18 protein-coding genes, 1 pseudogene and 2 other annotated features are annotated in these 18795 nt (G+C 36.0%); of the genes and pseudogenes, 4 read left to right on the top strand and 15 right to left on the bottom strand.

The window, feature by feature from the left end; genetic code table 11:
* The first annotated feature begins 161 nt into the window (after positions 1-161).
* Positions 162-590 carry a hypothetical protein gene (locus tag ACZDYH_RS09135; protein ID WP_000332414.1) on the top strand — a complete coding sequence of 143 codons (429 nt, stop codon included), beginning with the start codon at positions 162-164 and terminating at the stop codon, positions 588-590.
* Between the two features lie 38 nt (positions 591-628).
* Here the strand turns inward: ACZDYH_RS09135 and ACZDYH_RS09130 are convergent, their stop codons facing one another.
* Complete coding sequence (locus ACZDYH_RS09130) at positions 629-1864, bottom strand: TcaA 3rd/4th domain-containing protein (RefSeq protein ID WP_434713794.1); 1236 nt, start codon at positions 1862-1864, stop codon at positions 629-631.
* Between the two features lie 19 nt (positions 1865-1883).
* The gene (locus ACZDYH_RS09125; RefSeq protein ID WP_325863543.1) at positions 1884-2669 is read right to left on the bottom strand and encodes a zinc ribbon domain-containing protein; all 786 of its coding nucleotides are present in this window, start codon (positions 2667-2669) and stop codon (positions 1884-1886) included.
* Positions 2670-2865: 196 nt separating this feature from the next.
* Between ACZDYH_RS09125 and ACZDYH_RS09120 the strand changes: the two genes are divergently transcribed.
* Entirely contained in the window at positions 2866-3699 is an 834-nt protein-coding gene (locus ACZDYH_RS09120) for a hypothetical protein (protein WP_434713791.1), read from the top strand.
* Between the two features lie 11 nt (positions 3700-3710).
* Here the strand turns inward: ACZDYH_RS09120 and ACZDYH_RS09115 are convergent, their stop codons facing one another.
* From ACZDYH_RS09115 to trpE, 11 genes are all read right to left on the bottom strand, one after another.
* Positions 3711-4883, bottom strand: coding sequence for a hypothetical protein (locus tag ACZDYH_RS09115; protein WP_000520587.1), 1173 nt, complete (start codon positions 4881-4883; stop codon positions 3711-3713).
* Between the two features lie 175 nt (positions 4884-5058).
* A complete protein-coding gene (locus ACZDYH_RS09110) occupies positions 5059-5742 on the bottom strand; it encodes a DUF2278 family protein (RefSeq protein ID WP_434713789.1) in 684 nt (227 codons plus the stop codon).
* 90 nt (positions 5743-5832) lie between these two features.
* Positions 5833-7332 carry an L-lactate permease gene (locus ACZDYH_RS09105; protein ID WP_017672804.1) on the bottom strand — a complete coding sequence of 500 codons (1500 nt, stop codon included), beginning with the start codon at positions 7330-7332 and terminating at the stop codon, positions 5833-5835.
* Positions 7333-7446: 114 nt separating this feature from the next.
* The gene (locus ACZDYH_RS09100) at positions 7447-7806 is read right to left on the bottom strand and encodes a DUF4029 domain-containing protein (protein ID WP_000946131.1); all 360 of its coding nucleotides are present in this window, start codon (positions 7804-7806) and stop codon (positions 7447-7449) included.
* A gap of 73 nt (positions 7807-7879) precedes the next feature.
* Positions 7880-8656: a tryptophan synthase subunit alpha gene (trpA, locus tag ACZDYH_RS09095; RefSeq protein WP_000537825.1), complete on the bottom strand. Its 777-nt coding sequence runs from the start codon at positions 8654-8656 to the stop codon at positions 7880-7882.
* 3 nt (positions 8657-8659) lie between these two features.
* On the bottom strand, positions 8660-9853 hold the full coding sequence (gene trpB / locus ACZDYH_RS09090) for a tryptophan synthase subunit beta (protein ID WP_016124290.1): 1194 nt from the start codon (positions 9851-9853) through the stop codon (positions 8660-8662).
* A complete protein-coding gene (locus ACZDYH_RS09085; protein WP_434713787.1) occupies positions 9850-10464 on the bottom strand; it encodes a phosphoribosylanthranilate isomerase in 615 nt (204 codons plus the stop codon). The genes trpB and ACZDYH_RS09085 overlap by 4 nt, the downstream gene beginning before the upstream one ends.
* Positions 10461-11222, bottom strand: coding sequence for an indole-3-glycerol phosphate synthase TrpC (trpC, locus tag ACZDYH_RS09080; RefSeq protein WP_016124289.1), 762 nt, complete (start codon positions 11220-11222; stop codon positions 10461-10463). Before trpC ends, ACZDYH_RS09085 begins: the two co-directional genes overlap by 4 nt.
* 1 nt (position 11223) lies before the next feature.
* Entirely contained in the window at positions 11224-12249 is a 1026-nt protein-coding gene (trpD, locus tag ACZDYH_RS09075) for an anthranilate phosphoribosyltransferase (protein WP_434713784.1), read from the bottom strand.
* The gene (locus ACZDYH_RS09070) at positions 12246-12833 is read right to left on the bottom strand and encodes an aminodeoxychorismate/anthranilate synthase component II (protein WP_000636324.1); all 588 of its coding nucleotides are present in this window, start codon (positions 12831-12833) and stop codon (positions 12246-12248) included. The genes trpD and ACZDYH_RS09070 overlap by 4 nt, the downstream gene beginning before the upstream one ends.
* On the bottom strand, positions 12830-14248 hold the full coding sequence (gene trpE / locus ACZDYH_RS09065; protein ID WP_002183416.1) for an anthranilate synthase component I: 1419 nt from the start codon (positions 14246-14248) through the stop codon (positions 12830-12832). The genes ACZDYH_RS09070 and trpE overlap by 4 nt, the downstream gene beginning before the upstream one ends.
* Positions 14249-14300: 52 nt before the next feature.
* Positions 14301-14545: a binding site (T-box leader), on the bottom strand.
* 42 nt (positions 14546-14587) lie between these two features.
* Positions 14588-14825, bottom strand: a binding site (T-box leader).
* 454 nt (positions 14826-15279) lie between these two features.
* Between trpE and putP the strand changes: the two genes are divergently transcribed.
* Positions 15280-16758: a sodium/proline symporter PutP gene (gene putP, locus ACZDYH_RS09060; RefSeq protein ID WP_434713780.1), complete on the top strand. Its 1479-nt coding sequence runs from the start codon at positions 15280-15282 to the stop codon at positions 16756-16758.
* 156 nt (positions 16759-16914) lie between these two features.
* Entirely contained in the window at positions 16915-17313 is a 399-nt protein-coding gene (locus ACZDYH_RS09055) for an Ig-like domain-containing protein (RefSeq protein ID WP_000878730.1), read from the top strand.
* A gap of 24 nt (positions 17314-17337) precedes the next feature.
* Here ACZDYH_RS09055 and ACZDYH_RS09050 read toward each other — a convergent pair.
* Positions 17338-17698: pseudogene (locus ACZDYH_RS09050) on the bottom strand (PH domain-containing protein).
* 76 nt (positions 17699-17774) lie between these two features.
* The gene (locus ACZDYH_RS09045) at positions 17775-18686 is read right to left on the bottom strand and encodes a DMT family transporter (protein ID WP_000806939.1); all 912 of its coding nucleotides are present in this window, start codon (positions 18684-18686) and stop codon (positions 17775-17777) included.
* Between the last annotated feature and the right edge of the window lie 109 nt (positions 18687-18795).

Here is an 18795-nt window from a genome sequence, read left to right as displayed (position 1 = left end):
CCATATTTTATAGAAATAACACCTACTTCCATTGTAAAGAAAGAGAATTTCATCTTCAAATTTTGTGCACAAACCTATGCTTGAATAGGTAACTGTCGTGTCTTATAAACAATATGTTTAATATGCTATAACAGTAACAATTGAAAGTAGGTGAAACATACATGTGCGCCGGCCTTCTCGCTCAAACTCCAGAGGAACCGAAAGAACCAAAACCCGCCTTGTCGCTTGATCAAGAATTCTCTATTAACGCAACCATCTATAGTGCTCGTGCTTGGTTATCTAATGATGAGACTTTCCCACAAACGATTTGGAAAGGCTCTCGCTTCGCTTCAGCATCACACGCTGGCAAGTCCATCTTACCAATCGGCACTGTAAAAATTTTGAACTTATCTGATGATACAATAACAGTTACTGCATCATCAGAATCAGATGATAATCTCAAAATAGTCGTACCCCCTCATTCTGAAGGTGTTTTAACATCTAATGGTTTATCTGATGTGCAAGCAAGTACATCAGGAGGAGCAAGTAAAGTCACATTTCTCTTTCATATCTTTTTCTCAAGGGATCCTGGTTCAGATAAAAAACCATAAAAAAGGTACAGTTATGCACTGTACTTTTTTCATGTGTTCTATTCTCTTGATTTGATTAGTTCAATATTATAAGTTTCGATATCTGTTAACGTTCCTGTAAAGTAAGGATTTTCTCTATACCAAGACTGTTTTGCAAAATACGCTTGCATATCTTTCGTTTGAAAAATATGTCCATGCCTTGCATATATTTCATTTCTAGCAATTTTCAACTGCTCTTTCGATAAATATGTTAAATCTGCGCTCGTTAATTTTCGAATATCACTATCAGGAAAGATGAAACCATTATATACATACCCAGTCGCGGGCGTTGGAGTAACATTATAAACAACTGTTTTTTCTGTACTTTTCTTTTGGAATGGAAGATTATAAGACGAAAGTGCCGTTACCGTCTCTACTTGTGTCGTTTCCCGTCCGCTTTCTCCATTTCGTTCTAAATAAATCGTCGCACTTCCATCAGTCGCTACTGGCCCCCATGTAATTTCTTCTCCTGCCAGCGCTGTAACCGGTTTTTGATTTACGTACAATGTTGCACCAGGCGCGTTCGTTTGAACTGTAATATATTGACCTTGCAACGTTAAATCTATCGTTACGTTATTTTGGCTTTGTTTCATAAGTACAACCTTTTCCTCACGAGATAATTTTACATAGTCATTTTTATAATCTGATTGAAACACTTGATTTCCCGGAAGAAATGGCCCATATTGCTTCTCAAACTTTTTGTCATCTGTCTTATCAATTTCTTTTCCGTTCATTTTTAACGATACGCCTTTTTCATTTGTAAGCAAAGTTGTATAGTACGTCTTCGCTTTCAATTTATATCGATCAAATATAAAGAAATACTTTCCGTCTTTCGTTAATGAAAAATCAGCTCTTTCTATTCCGTCCCGTTGTTTTTCACCTTGTCTCAAATATCCTTTTAATTCATTTACGTAAGATGGATTTTCTTTTATATATGAAAATAGGGGCGTTACACTCTCTCTCGTTATCATAACCGATGGATCATCTGCCGTAACGATCTCAGCTAATTTCTCTCCGTCTTGCTCTTGTAAAATCGTAATCATCCGGTCTACTTGTGCCACCTGCGTATAATACGATGCTCCGTACAAATACAAGCCAATAATCACTATAACAAATAGTGCTAACAGTGTAATGCCAACTTTTGTACCGCCGCTCATGTTCTTCTTTACTACAGGACGTCCCCTCTTCGACCCGCAGTTTTGACAAAATTGCACACCATCTTCAAACTGAGCTCCGCACTTTGTACATACATTCATTCAGTCAACCACCTTTTCATTAGAAGCCAGTTATTCCCTTTGTTAAGGCTTGAATTATCGTGCTAATGTAAGACCAAAGTACAATGAACGTTGCAATTCCAATTAAAACATTTGCAATAATAAGTGTGTAAACGAGATCTAATCCGCCATTGTCTAGCTTTAATACGGCTACAGTTATACTAATTCCTATATAAGTTGCAGCTACGGATAATAATATAGGTAAGAAAAAGATTAATAAGAAACTAAAAAGAAAAGAAAGGACTAATATGACAATAGCCGGCGTCGCTATCGTTCCCCATATACCAAATACTTCAAGAAACGAAAAAGATGATTTCATCATCTTGCCACTTACAAAAATAATAAATCCGACAAATAAAGTTAAAATTAATAAAAAGAAAAAGACCGTTATAGATTCTCCAAAAAACGTGGGAGTAGATATATCTGGTGCAAATGTTCTCGTAACTGCTGATGCTGCACTCATCATTCTATAAAAAATACATGCTCCTAAAAAACAAATAAGAACAAGACTTACAATTCCATTTCGCACTTCAATAGCGCCGCTTTTCATAATCGCTGTCGGTGCTTGTAATGCATGTTTAAAAAATTGAAAATAGCCGCTCGCGAACCGCTTCGCTTGCTCTACCGTTTCATTTGGCCGAGCTTCCTTTGCTTGTGCCGCACGTGCTTGTTCCGGCCCTTCTTCTTGGCCACTACTTGCCACTACTTCTTCCGTTAACGAATGTCCACAATTCCCGCAAAACTTTGCCTCCGCTGCATTTTCTGTATGACATGACGGACATTTCATTCTCTTATCCCTCCTTAAGCATATACCATATAGGGTGTTACAAGTTCAATATATGACTTTGGACATAAAACATGACTACAAGAAAAAGATTCTGAAATCCTTCTTCCGAAAGAAAATATATGTGCTAGTAATCTTGAAAAAAAATGCTATTATGAAACAGAATAAATAATATTTTTAACAGATTGGATGACTGGCAATGGAATTGGTAAACTCAATTTTTCAAATACTCCTTACAAGCGTAATCCAATTATTATCTTTAATTGGCGTTATCATTGTAATTGGATTTTTATTAGGATATTTAGAATCTCTCACACGCATGTATTGGTCGAGAGCTTTCGGAAGAAAAGGATTCCTTTTAACGGCTTGGATTGGTGTTCCGATTCACGAACTTGGACATGCCATTATGTGTGTGCTATTTCGTCATAAAATTGTAGGAACGCAGTTTTTCCCAACAGATACAAGTCAAGGTGCTTTAGGATACGTACAACATCAATACAATCAAAAAAGTGTATATCAACGAATTGGGAACTTCTTCATTGGAATTGGTCCTATTATTTCTGGTATTACTGCGTTAATCCTTTTAATGCGCTATTTCGTACCGAATTCATATTTCTTATTTAATACAACTCTCGAAAAAACAATCGCTTCTACTTCTATTAATATAGAAATGGTTCAAAACATGCTCTTGTCGACGTTTGTATTATTGAAAAGCTTATTTACAATAAGTAATTTATTGAATCCTTCCTTTTGGCTATTTTTATTTATCGCCATTTGTATTTCTGCACATATCGCTTTAAGTAAACCAGATATTAAAGGATCAATAGACGGTGTGATCGTCATGTTTATCGTATTATTTTTATTCAACATAATCGCAGGACTATTTCAATACGACAGTAATCAACTAATTGGCAAAGTGATGAAATATAATATGTACCTCATTGCATTTTCTAGTGTGGCACTGCTGTTCTCTTGCCTTTCTACACTTGTTAGTTTTGGGTTTTATAAAATAAGAGGAGGGCGTTCGTTTTGAACGCCCTCTTCTTATTGATTTGAATCTATAATTATATCCTTTGTTTTTAAAATCATTAATTTTCTCTCAGTTGTTGATATATAATACGTATCATTTTGACTAGAAATAATATTCCCCTTTATACGTTTCAATTTTCCATCCCATATATACTCTATTGTCTGATAATTATTTGGTTGAAGAATTAAATACATATATTTTCCTCCTTGAACCAAAGAATATAGAGTTAAATTACTTATAATAAAAAACACCACTAACATATATAATATTACCGTGAACGGTTTCGTAATATATAGTGGCTTTGTAACTCCCCTACGCCCTTCATCTGCTAATATTTTTGTCGTCTTATCTTCTCCCCTCCGTACTCTTATATAAATCATAGTATTAATAATAAATACAGTGAAAATTGCTTTAGCCCATGCGTCTACATAAATATGTAACCCTAGCATTAAAAGTATCGGAATTATCACAATGGATTTCAATATTTTTTTCACTGTAAATAAAATCATTTGATTTTTTATCTGATTTATTAGAAATATCGTGGGTGCACCAATAATAAACATTAATATAAAAAATTCAAATCTGGATAATAAATCCCCTAGCGATGTTAAATTAAAGTATTTGGATATTATTATAAAACTAATATATGTAGTGTAACAATATACCTCATAACTTATAAAAGTATAAAAATCTTTAAAACAAAAATAAAAATTTGCACTTATAAGTACAAGAAGTAAAGGTAACACCCAAAGTAATAACGTCTGAATATATGCCATAAATGTTATTTCTGCTGCAAAAAAATATACAATCGCTATGTTTGTTAAACCTAATGCCAACGCTATTAAAAAAGCTGAGTCAAAACTATCTTTATTTTTTAATATAGCTACAAAAAACAAAACAATAATTCCAATTAAGATGATGTAAAAGAAGCCCACAGAAAAAGCTATCACACGATCAATAGGCACTAAATTAACTGCAACTGATAACAGTGATTGGTCCTTTTCACCTCCAAAATAGTATCCCCATAAAAACAGATATCCGGAAAAATATGCCACTGACGATGATATTAAAATGATTATAATTGAAATAATCCGCTTACCAAAGAATCCTACTTTTATAAAAGAGAAATTCTTTTGTAAAAATTCTTTTGTCCTTCGCAACATTTCTAAATATTCAGTTTTACCCAAGAAAAAATCTCCTCCTAGCACTTTTAAACAATACATATAACATTATATTAATATATAATGTTTAAAAATTCAAATCATCTCCCTATTATTTAGTATTGCAAATTAACAACAATTTTTTTAGAACAGAATGTACTCCAACTAGAAGAGCTAGTCCATTTCAGACTAGCTCTTCTCCTCACTTATTCCTCTTATAATCACAATGCTCAACCGGCACCCGAGCATGTCCTTCTTCATCGGTACACCATGACTGTGATTGGAATGCAAGAAAGATACCAATCCATTCTTCTTCCTTTTCAAAGTGAATGAGTATTCCTCCGTCTTGCCATATGCCATCATCACCTTGCCATTTTTCTACATTCCCTTGATTCATATGAATATCATGTATACCGTTTCCTGGTTTGAAATGAAAATAGGAATCTGGTGTATTTTCTTCTGGTCCCCATCTTTCACCAAACGCGTAAATAATTGCTTTTTCTTCTATTGCTCGTTTTATATAACGTTCTATTTTTTCATTTAAATCATTATCTGCTCCTGCTTTTTCGGGAGGCAAAGGAATCATTTGATTTGAGTCAAATAGATTTCCTCTTACATAATCTAAAGCTACTTTCGGTTCATTGTTTTTTATTTCTGTAAAACCGAATGGTAATGTCGGTAAAATATGAATCGCCTCTGACTTAATATTGTTACTCGCAAAATATAAAACTTCTGATGGATAGCTTTGCGATTTTACGTTAATTGCAATACGATAATCTACTTCTGCTTCGCCTTGTAAATGAACTTGATAATGAGGAGTTTTCCCTTTTCCGATCTTAGATTGTATAACGGTACCTTTTAACACACCATAATTTTTTAAGGGCATACATTTCATCTCCTATTCATCTAGTAGAAGCTTTTCATATTTAAAACATTATCCATTCATAAAAAAAATCCTCCTATGTTAAGAGGATTTTTAATTTCTCAACATATACCAAACAATAACCTCTACCACTACAAGCAAAACCGCACCAAAAATCATTAACGTCGTCTTCTTTAATAGTTCATTTTCACGGTAAGGGATATTACATAAGTAAGCACCTAGTGTAATCCGTGATGGACAAGCGATTGTCGCTACTGATGATGCGGTGTTTTGAAGTGTTGTGACATATTGCCACGGGAGTGCTACGTTTTGTGCGGTTTGCATTTGTAGTTTTATAAACATTGCATTTGATCCTGCGTTACTACCTGTTAAAAATCCACCAATAGCGCCAATAAACGGCGCAACGAAAACGAAAAATGTTCCAAATGTATCACCAGCTGTCTTTGCGAGTAATGAATGCATGCCTGATGCACCCATTAGTTCTGAAATGGCGATAAACATTGTCGTCGTAATCGCAAAAGGAATCCATTGTTTGATCGTTTGTGAGAGTGATTGTTTAATAATATTAGACGGGATGCGGAAGAAAATAATAGTAAATAAGCAAGTCATACCGAGCCAAAATCCTGGTGAATATAGTAACTCTAGTTTGTAAGAGTATGATTTCAAATCAAGAACCGCATATGATCTGAACAAATCATGTAATGCTGGAACGAGGCGAGAAAGTAAAATACAAACTGTTAGAAATATATAAGGGCTAATAATTTTTATAATGGATACTTCTCTCTCCGTTGCAGCCGCATGCTCTGTTATAAGATTTTGCCCACTTTTTCCTTTTAATTTAATGATAAAAAAGCCAAATGTAATCGTAACGATAGAACTTAATATCCCGGCTAGTTCAACACTTACGTATGCATTAGAAAGATAGATTCCGAGAGAAAATAATAGAAAGAATCCTACTCCTTCTTTCCACTTTTCTATAACCGCTTGCCAGCCGCCAACAACGTGTAAAGAAAGAATAACGAAGTAAGCAAACATCGGAATACTTAGTAGCGCTGTATTTGTGCCAAGTGTTGTAAGAGGCATATTTATTAGCTGCGAACCGATAATCGTACCAGTTGCCATTGCGCCCCATGAACTAGCTAGTAAGCCGATGAATGAGAGTAGTACAGCTTGAAATGGTTTATATCCTAGTGAAAGAAAAATAGGTGCTGCAACCATGAAGCCGATACCGAATCCACTTACTGATTCAATAAGCGGGCAAATGCCAAAACACATAAGCAGCATTTGTAATAAGCGATCTTGCGTCACTGCTTCTAGAAAACGTGCCACTTGATCGATGTACCCCATTTTGTTCATGAGGTGAAATAAAAAAATACCGAAAAATAAAACGTACCCGACAATAAAACAAATTAACCATCCTTTAATCGTTGCGTGTACAGTTTCACTTATCCCTAATTGAAACGTTGGCGAGAGTAAAACGATTCCAACACATACAGCATAAGAAATTAACGAAGACCTTAATGACGTTTGTTTAAATAAAAATAAACAAATGAAAATCATCATAATTGGGATAAGTGCCAACAATATGGCCATGTTATCATCTCATTTCGTTTAAAATACAATTTTTAACTATTATATAACAGATGCTATAATTTTCAATTGTTTTTAAAACAGATTCAAAAAAGGAACCAAACGGCTCCTTTTCATTCACTCCCATTTTCTATTATCCTGAAAAACTGTCTGCTTTCCGACTATTTCTTTCAACACAACAAACACAATGTAAGTACATATTGCTTGCAATATAATATTCCAAAATTTCATTAATGTAAATGAATGAATCCGTAGAAATAGTTCGTTTAATAATACAATCGAAACGATACTAAATAATTCTATACTAATCGAAAATAGACATATTTCTAAAATAGACTGTTCTTGAATGCGATTTAAGTTGGAAAAGATGAATACATACCCTAAAAATAGAGCCATTAACTCTATTTTCGTCATGCTAATGAGCCAAGCGTATAACGGTACAGTTAAAAATAGATATAGTAATTTACGTCTTAGCATGCCTTCTCCCCCTCTGAATTATATGTATTTTCTGTATATTTTAACATTTATTACGCAAAACAAAAAGAAGAGACTACGCCTCTTCTTTTTGTTTTGTTGCATATATTAATTCACATATTTCTTCTCGCTTTTCATTTTCTAAAAGCTCAATGACCTTACTTCCAACGACAACTCCGTCGCATATTGTAACCATTTCTTCTACATGTTCTTTTGTTGAGATGCCGAATCCAGCGACTACTGGTAAGTTGACGTGTGATTTTACTTTTTCTAAGTAACTATGAATCTCCTCTTTAAAGTTTTGACGTACTCCCGTTACGCCCGCTACTGTAACAGCATAAACGAACCCTTCTGATTCACTCGTAATTTTTTCAATTCTTTCAATAGGACTCGTTACGGTAACCAGTGGGATGAGCGCAATGTTTACCTCTCGAAGTAACGGCGCAATAATATTTTGTTCTTCATACGGTAAGTCTGGAACGATGATGCCGTCTACACCTGCTTCTATACAGTTCTCAATGAATCTCTCTTTTCCGAATGCAAGTACCGGATTTAAATATGTCATAAGAACAAAAGGCATTTGTACTTCTTTCCTTACCTCTGCTAACGCTTGAAAAATGCCTTTTAATGTTACGCCGCTATCTAGCGCTCGTTTCCCTGCTCTTTGAATCGTTGGGCCATCTGCAACTGGATCTGAAAACGGAATACCAATTTCAACGATGCTTGCTCCTGCTTCATCAAGAAAACGAATTCTTTCTTTTAATTTTTCAAGGCCACCATCTCCGCCCATTACGTACGGAATAAATGCTTTCTTGCCATTTTCAAACGCTGCTTTAATTTTTTCTACTCCCATTTTTTACACCTCTTCCATATAACGTTTTATACTCTCTACATCTTTATCACCGCGGCCAGATAAACAAATGACAAGCCCTTCATCTTTCTTCATTTGCGGCGCTAATTTTAATGCGTATGCGACAGCATGCGAGCTTTCTAACGCCGGGATAATGCCTTCTTTTTTCGTTAATAATTGAAATGCTTCTAATGCTTCTTCGTCTGTTATCGAATGATAGGAAACGCGGCCAATATCTTTTAGCAAGCTATGTTCTGGACCAACACCTGGATAATCAAGTCCTGCTGAAATAGAGTGTGCTTCTTGAATTTGTCCTTCTTCGTTTTGCAGAAGATACATCATTGATCCGTGGAGAACGCCAACGCTTCCTTTCGTTAAAGTTGCTGCATGCTTTTCTGTATGAACGCCTTTTCCAGCTGCTTCTACGCCGTAAAGAGCAACTTCTTCATCGTGTACGAACGGATAAAACATCCCCATCGCATTACTACCACCGCCAATACAAGCAACGACTGCTTCTGGTAACTTTCCTTCTAACGCCTCATATTGTTTTTTCGTTTCATTTCCAATTACACTTTGGAAATCACGGACAATTTGCGGGAATGGATGTGGTCCGAGAACAGATCCCATAATGTAGTGCGTATCATGCACATGTGAAACCCAGTAACGAAGCGCCTCGTTTACCGCATCTTTTAATGTACCGCTACCTGCCGCTACACTTTCTACTTTCGCTCCGAGTAATTCCATTCGGAACACATTTAATTTTTGACGTCTTACATCTTCTTCTCCCATAAAAATGACGCATTCTAATCCGAGAAGAGCACATACAGTAGCTGTTGCAACTCCGTGTTGTCCAGCTCCTGTTTCAGCGACAACTTTTTTCTTGCCCATTCGCACTGCAAGTAGTGCCTGACCGATTGTATTGTTAATTTTATGAGCTCCTGTATGGTTCAAATCTTCACGTTTTAAATAAATCTTTGCACCACCGCAATACTTCGTCATATTTTCAGCATAATATAGCGGTGTTTCTCTTCCGACGTACGTTTTTAAATAATGATTTAATTCCTTTTGAAATGCTTCATCTTGCATCGCTTCTTTATATGCTTCTTCTAGTTCTAGTACAGATTGCATTAACGTTTCTGGAACATATCGTCCTCCGTATATACCGTAATGTCCTTTTTCATCTGGATATGCGTAGTTCATTTGGAACACTCCTTCGCTTTTATAATAAATTGTTTTATTTTCTCTACATCTTTCTTTCCTTCTGTCTCTACTCCACTGCTCACATCGACCATGTATGGCCGAACAGTTCGAATTGCTTCTTCTATATTAAGAGCGTTTAATCCACCAGCTAATATCGTTTTCTTTCGCAATTCTTTTGGCATATGTCCAAGTAGTTCCCATGAAAATGTCTTTCCATTTCCTCCATGAAACTTTTCTTTCGGGCTATCAAATAATATATAATCCGTTTCATACCTTTGAGCGTTTTTCATATCACTCTCTGAAGTTATTCCTAGCGATTTTATAGACGGAATATTCAATCTTCTAATTTGATAATTGTCTTCATCCCCATGTAGTTGTACATGTGTTAACCCACACTCATCTGCAATTTTCCGGATCACTTCTACTGATTCATTTACGAAAACACCAATTTTTAACACGTTGGCTGGAAGCTCCTGAATGATTTCTTTCGCTCTCTTTGGAGTGATTTTCCGTTTACTTTCTGCAAAAACAAATCCGAGTGCATCTGCGCCGTATTCGCACGCACTTTTCGCTGTTTCCACATCAGTGATGCCGCAAATTTTCACTTTCATATATTCACCTTACAATCTTCAAAAAAACTACTAATAGAAGATGATGTCATAAGCGCCTCTCCAACTAATACACCTTTGGCCCCAGCTCTTTTAACACGAATAATATCTTCTTTTGAATGAATGCCACTTTCACTAATCCAAAGTAGTTTCTCCTCATTCAATCTTTTTCCAAGCTTTTCAGTTTGGCTTAAATCTACTTCGAACGTTTTTAAATTACGATTATTAATGCCAATAACGTGCGGATTTAATACAATCGCAGTTTCTAATTCCTGTTCATCATGAACTTCAACAATCGCTTCCAATCCTTTTTCTAACACGTAGCTATACAACTCTTTTAACTTCTCTTTCGTTAACGCTGCTACAATTAGTAAAATAATATCTGCTCCCGCTTCATATGCTCTATCAATTTGAATCTTATCGATTATGAAATCTTTACATAAAAGCGGAATGTTACTTTCTTCTCTTGCTGTTTGTAAATCGTGAAACGACCCTTTAAAAAATTGACCATCTGTTAAAACAGATACTGCTCCTGCACCACATTTCTCATATGTTCCCACTTGTTTTCGTACGTCAACGTGTAAATTGATATCTCCTTTTGATGGTGATGCTCGCTTTACTTCTGCAATGACAGTAAACTGCTGTAACGCTTCTACAAGTGAATGTGTCTTTCTTTTTGTTTTTACTGGTGTATATATTTCATACAACTCCGCAACTTCCTTTTTCTTCTGTTCTACAATTTCATCTAAAATCGTCCCCACTTTAGTTCACCCTTTCTAATTTTTCATTGCTTGCTGCAATTAATAAGTTTAATTTGGTTAATGCTTTTCCAGAGTCAATGCTATGTGCCGCGAGTTTAATTCCTTCTTCAATCGTTTCCGTTTTTCCATTTGCGAAAAGAGCTAGACCTGCATTTAATAAAACTGTATCACGATAAACACTCTTTTCTCCGCTCAATACTTCAAGCGTAATCTTTGCATTTTCTTTTGAATTCCCCCCTCTAATTTCTTCATTTTTCACTCTTGAAAAACCATACTTTTCTGGATCAATACTCATTTCTACTATTTCATTATCTTTTAAAAGGACTACGTGATTTTCCCCTTGTAATGACGCTTCATCTAAAAAACCACTTCCATTTACGACAAGCGCTTGTTTCCGGCCTAACTTTTGTAATACTTCTGCAACTGGTAATAACATATCTCGTTTATAAATACCGACAAATTGTGTTTCTAAATTCACTGGATTTGTTAAAGGACCAATTAAATTAAAGATCGTCGGCACGTTTAACTCTTTTCTTATTTTCATAATGCGCCTTAGTGCTGGATGCATCACTGGTGCAAATAAAAATGCAATGCCCACATGCTCTAGTAAATAATCAATTTCGTTTGGCGTACTACTAATATTTACACCTAGTTCTTCTAATAAGTCTGCACTTCCTGTTTTACTAGAAACAGCACGATTACCATGTTTTGCAACCTTTACACCTGCTCCTGCCAGTACGAATGCTGATGTTGTGCTAATATTAAACGTTTGAGCACCGTCACCACCCGTCCCGCAATTGTCCATTGCTCCTTGTATATGGTTCGAAAACGGCAATGCCTTTTCGCGAAGAGCTCGAACGAGACCGTATATTTCTTCTGCAGTTTCACCTTTCGCTTTCAGTAAGACTAAGAAAGCTGCAATTTCACTTTCTAATATGTTTTCACTTAATAAAAGTAGTCCTGCTTTATACATTTCCCCTTCTGTTAAATGTTGACCCTCCACTAATTTACGAAGATAGTTATTCATACTCTTTCCTCCTCTTTTATTTCTGTTAAAAAGGCACGTATTAACTTTCCGCCTTCTTCTGTTGCGATTGATTCCGGATGAAACTGTAATCCGAAGAGCGGATAATAATTGTGACGGACTGCCATTATCTCTCCGTCGTCCATCGCTGTTGCTAATATGTCAAAACACTCTGGCAAGCTCGTTTGCTCTGCAACAAGGGAATGATAGCGCATTGCCGTTAGCGGCTGTGTAGCGTATGAAAAGATTGACGTTCCGTTATGTTTCACACGCGATGTTTTTCCATGTTTAATACATTCTGCTCTAACAATGTCTCCTCCAAATGCAGCTATGATCGCTTGGTGGCCAAGACAAATCCCTAATATGGGAACGTTCTTATAAAAATGACGGATGACGTCGATACAAATGCCAGCATCCTCTGGTTTTCCTGGTCCTGGTGAAAGTACAATTCCTCTTGGATTCACCTCTTCTAGCTGTTCTATCGTTATTTCATCATTTCTTACAACTACAATTTCTTCTTTATGTTCGCCTAACAGTTGATACAAGTTATATGTGAACGAATCGTAATTATCGATAAGTACAATCATTTCATTACCTCCAAAAGCGCTCTCGCTTTATTTAATGTTTCTTCATATTCAGCTACTGGATCTGAATCGTAAACGACTCCTGCTCCTGCCTGAACATATGCTTTTTCATCCTTTACGACCATCGTTCGAATGGCGAGCGCCATATCAAGATTTCCTGAAAAACTAACGTATCCAACTGCACCAGCGTATACATTTCTTTTTTCATTCTCTAGTTCATTTATAATTTCCATCGCTCTAATTTTCGGAGCTCCAGAAACCGTCCCTGCTGGTAAGCAATACGCTAACGCATCAAATCCACCCATTTGTTTTCGCAATGTTCCGTAAACTTCGGATACAATGTGCATAACGTGAGAATATTTTTCTACTTTCATATATTTATCTATCGTAACCGAGCCGATTTCACTCACTCTACCAATATCGTTTCGCCCAAGATCTACAAGCATCATATGCTCTGCTCGCTCTTTCTCATTGCCTAACAGTTCTTTTGCGATTTCCTCATCTTCCCTCTTCGTTTTCCCCCTCGGCCTTGTACCAGCAATTGGATTCGTCATCACTTTATCCTCCCTTACTGATAGTAAACTTTCTGGCGAAGAACCGAGTACAACATAATCTTGAAAATCGATATAGAACATATATGGTGATGGATTTGCAATTCGAAGTTTTCGATATAACGCGAATGGATCACCAATACATTCACTTTGTAAACGCTGTGACAGTACAACTTGGAATATGTCTCCCGCTCTTATATATTCTTTCGCCATTTCTACCATCTCACAAAACTCTTTTTCCGTTATAGAAGAAGTGAATGATAATGGGGATTGTATTGCATTTACTTCAGCTTCTTCTCCTTGTAGCACTTCCTCTTTGTATACTCGTAGCCTTTCGTATACTTCTTCATAATCTGCTGAATCATCTTGCCTGCATACATATACAAACGACAACTTTTGGCGTAAATGATCGTAAACGATAAACTCACGATATAGTAAAAGGTGTACTTCCGGAATATTTAATGGGTCGTGTAAATCCGCTCCAATGTTTTCATACTGCCGAATGACGTCATATCCAATATAACCAACTGCTCCCCCGCAAAATGGAAATGGACTCTCTACTTGAGCTGACGCGATCACTTCTTCTAACACTTGAAGTACGTTACTTTGCAACTTTTCTGACCGGCCGTAAATCGTTCGTTCCACTTCCGTACCAACGCTTTTCACTTCTCCATAAGGATTACATCCTAAGTAAGAATAACGCCCTTTATCTTGATGAAGCTGTGAACTTTCTAATAAGAATTTCTTCTTCCCTTTCATACGTCTATATAAAGAAATTGGCGTAATGCTATCTCCTTCTTCTTCAGTGATTACTAAAAATGTCTTTCTCTCTCTTTTTTGTTTTATAAATTCTTCTTTCGTCATCATGTCCTTCACCTCGCCCTGAAAAATAAAAAAGTCCTCTACATATCGAAAATATGTAGAGGACGATAAATATACCGCGGTACCACCTCGTGTTGGATGCAAAAGCATCCCGCTTTGTTCAGGTACAAAATTTATACCTTATCCTTGTAACGGCGGAACCCGGGTTGCCTACTGAAAATAATTGTTCAGCATACCTCTCGTAAGCCCATTCCGTATATGGCACCGTACCGGGCTCCCACCTATTCCCGGCTCTCTGTAACGTCTCCAATATACGTACTCTTCTTACTTAAACGATTTCACTTATTTAATTTTTTATACACAAAAAGGGAGTACTCATCCTATAGAAAGGACGGGTACTCCCGTGGTGCCACCTTAATTCGTTACAAATGTAACGCACTTTACCGTATCAAAAACAATACGTGTCTCTTGTATCGATGAGATCATGTCGCCAAAGCCTACTTCTTTCGTTTCGGTTTGGAAGCTCCGAAGCCCATTCCACATCAATTCCATACTGATTCGCACCAACCATCAGCTCTCTGACATGTTCATCATGTGTACTCTTCTTCATCAACGCTTGCATTTTTTTAAGTTGCACTCATTATAGACCTAACTTTTTTCACAAGTCAATACTTTTCCAAAAATTTTATTTTTCTTTCCTTTCAATATTATATTGACAAAACAACCTCTTTTTATGTAAATATAATAAATACTCTATTAAAAATAAGGTTTTTTGTATGAATATTATATATTAAAAAAGTAAAATGACATCAAAAAACGCTTACATTTCTGAAAATTCGTATTTCTATATGGATTTTTCAGAATAATCATGATAGATTATAAAGTGAAACTTTAATCAGTGAGGGTTTTGTTCTCCCCACTGATTATTAGTTGAACCAATCGGGCATTTACGGGCAGTTGATCTCCCACCTAATTTCCTTGCCCAGCCAATTTTAAGGTGGGAGTTTTACTGCCCGTTTATGCGGGATAAATATGCATAACGCATCAAAAGACATGACAAAAGGAAGGGGAACTACATGAGTACGCAGATGTTAACTTTAACTTCAATCTCTATCTACATGCTCGGGATGTTAGTCATTGGCTATTTCGCTTATAAACGAACGTCCAACTTAACAGATTATATGCTTGGCGGGCGTACACTAGGCCCCGCAGTAACAGCATTAAGCGCTGGAGCATCCGATATGAGTGGTTGGCTTTTAATGGGATTACCCGGTGCAATGTTTAGCGTTGGATTAAGTAGTAGTTGGATTGCGATCGGCCTGACACTAGGCGCATACGCAAACTGGCTATATGTCGCTCCTCGCTTACGTACCTACTCAGAAATTGCAAATAACTCTATTACTATCCCAGAATTTTTGGAACACCGTTTCCACGACAAATCTCATATGCTACGTTTAGTATCTGGACTTGTTATTATGATTTTCTTTACTTTCTATGTAGCTTCAGGATTAGTTTCAGGCGCTGTATTATTTGAAAATTCATTTGGCATGAACTATCATGTTGGATTATTCATTGTAGCTGGCGTTGTTGTCGCTTACACATTATTTGGTGGTTTCTTAGCAGTAAGTTGGACAGACTTCGTGCAAGGAATCATTATGGTAGTTGCTCTTATTCTTGTTCCTATCGTAACAATTATGAATTCGAACGGACTTGGACCTGCATTTGATACAATTCGATCTGTAGATCCAACACGTCTAGATATTTTTAAAGGTGCCTCTACTTTAGGAATGATTTCTCTATTCGCATGGGGCCTTGGTTATGTCGGACAACCTCATATTATCGTACGCTTTATGGCAATTTCTTCTGTAAAAGAACTTAAAAGCGCACGAAGAATTGGTATGAGCTGGATGATTTTCTCTGTTGTTGGAGCTATGTTTACTGGTCTTATTGGTATTGCTTACTATTCACAACAAGAGTTAACATTATCTAACCCAGAAACAATTTTCCTTGAACTTGGGAAAATTTTATTCCACCCACTTATTACTGGATTTTTATTAGCCGCTATTTTAGCAGCAATTATGAGTACAATCTCATCTCAGTTACTCGTTACTTCTAGTGCCGTAACGGAAGACTTATATCGTACATTCTTCAAACGTTCTGCATCTGATAAAGAACTTGTATTTATCGGTCGTATGGCTGTACTTGTTATTGCATTAGTTGGGTGCGCTTTAGCGTTTAAACAAAATGATACGATTTTAGCTCTTGTTGGATACGCTTGGGCTGGTTTTGGTTCTTCATTCGGACCTGCTATTTTATTAAGCTTATATTGGAAACGTATGACGAAATGGGGCGCGCTTGCTGGTATGATTTCTGGTGCCGCTACTGTTATTATCTGGACTCAATTCAAATTCTTAAAAGATTTCTTATATGAAATGATTCCAGGTTTCGCTATTAGTTTACTAGCCATCGTAATTGTTAGTTTACTAACACAACCTTCAAAAGAAGTTGAAGAGCAATTTGAGGATTTCGAAAAACAACATCGTCATAATTTATAAAAAAATCTCTGCTGTTATCGTAACAGCAGAGATTTTTTTACAGTTCGACAATCTTCTTATCAAATTTAACAAATTCTTTATGTTTCGTTAAATTTAACATAACACTACTCCTTTATAGTATGAATATCAGCACTTATACAGAAAGGGGACTCCAACATGTTAGCAGCTTTCCAGCAACAACAAACACGAAAATTTTCACCTATCACAAATACTTCTGCATCTTGTTTAAACATGCAACCTAACCCGCCTAAAATTTCAATTGCTCCTTCTGTTATTTCAGTCATCGGTGTTCATATGGAAAAACATAAATTAAAAATAAAAACGGGACAAAACATTGTGTTAGCAGCTTCCATTTTGCCAATACAAGCAACGAATAAAGAGCTTATTTGGTCAAATATGAATTCTGATATCATCACCATATATCCAAAAGGTGACACCGTGACGATTACTGGAAAAAGTGCAGGTAAAGCAGTCGTAATTGTCACAACTGCTGAAGGCAAATTCCGTGACCTATGTGTCATTCACGTACAACCTTATATGACAAACCCAAAGTAAAAGAGTGGCTTCGTAGCCACTCTTTTACTTTGTTTCAATATTTGAGTTTTTACTTTTTACAAAGTTAATAAATTGTTCTTTATTTCTTGGAGAAATAATTTCTGTTTTTATGTGTATCGTAAACAATTTCAAGTCAGTCAAATGATAATGCATGAGTTGCTATTGGATTTTTCGTATTTGAAATTTGTTTTATATCTCGTATAAATATACGTTTTGTAATGAGACCCGATCTAATCGTAATTGTTTCTTTCCCGGCAATATATTTTGCCAAAAATCAACTTCAACTAAACAACATTGCTAATGGAATTGTAAAAAGCAAAAGAAAATATTCTCTCCCTACAAAAATTGGATATAACCATGTATCTTTTTTTGATGGAAATTCGATTTCCATCCCCCTTCTATGCCCATATTCCTATAAAACAAAAAGAGAAGTATCACAACTTCTCTTTTCTCCCCTAACACTATAATTCCTGTGTATATACCGGCTCGTTTACGACATTTTTTGCTGTTCGCTTTTGTTGCTGTAGTAAGAAAACAGATACACCAAACAATACGAGCATGCTACCGATGATTTGCATTGCATTTAATTTTTCTCCAAGTAAGAAGAACGCAAGTATAGATGCTCCAACAGGTTCTCCTAAAATACTCATTGAAATTGTCGTTGCATTTACATAATTTAATAGCCAGTTATTAATTACATGTGACACTGTCGGCACAACCGCAAGTAAAAGAAAAACAGTCCAATCCCACTTCGTATAACCTGTAAAGGGTACTTGTAATATGACATTATAAATCCCCATAAAAAGACCTGCGAACGCAAAGACTGTAAAGCTATAAATCCAGTGCGATACTTTCTTCACTGTCGTTTGCCCGATAAATAAATAACCGACAACCGCTATTACACTTAGAAAGGATAATATGTCACCATAAATTGCTTGCTTACTTAAACCTAAATCTCCCCAACCAATGCACATTACTCCCAAAATAGCGATTCCCATCGTTGCAATGGCTGAATATGTTGTTCTTTCTTTAAATAGAAAAAAACCTCCAACTAAAGATACGATTGGTTGAAGTGCCAAAATAATTGTTGAACTAGCAACTGTTGTATGCTTTAAAGATTCAAACCATAAAAGAAAATGAAGTGCTAAAAAGAAACCAGATCCAATTAAAAAGCCCCAATCTTTCATTTGAATCCTATTAAATTCCTCTCTTTTTTTCCATACGATAGGCAGCATAATAAGTACGATAATCCATAAGCGGTACATACTTAATATTGAAGATGGTGCTGAGGACATCTTTACAAAAACTGCTGCAAAGGAAATGGCAATTATAGAAATAGCCAATGGTAGTGCGATTGATTTTTCTTGTTTCAAATCCTGTCTCCCCTCTCACCTGTCAAAAATCCCACTTCATTATATCCGTTTTCTTTCGTAACTTAAATACTAATTTTTTAGATTCTTCGTACCATTATGGTAAAATAGA

Source organism: Bacillus sp. EB V-12, assembly GCF_056158125.1.
The sequence above is the reverse complement of the archived record's forward strand: the minus strand, read 5'-3'. Positions and strand labels throughout refer to the sequence as shown.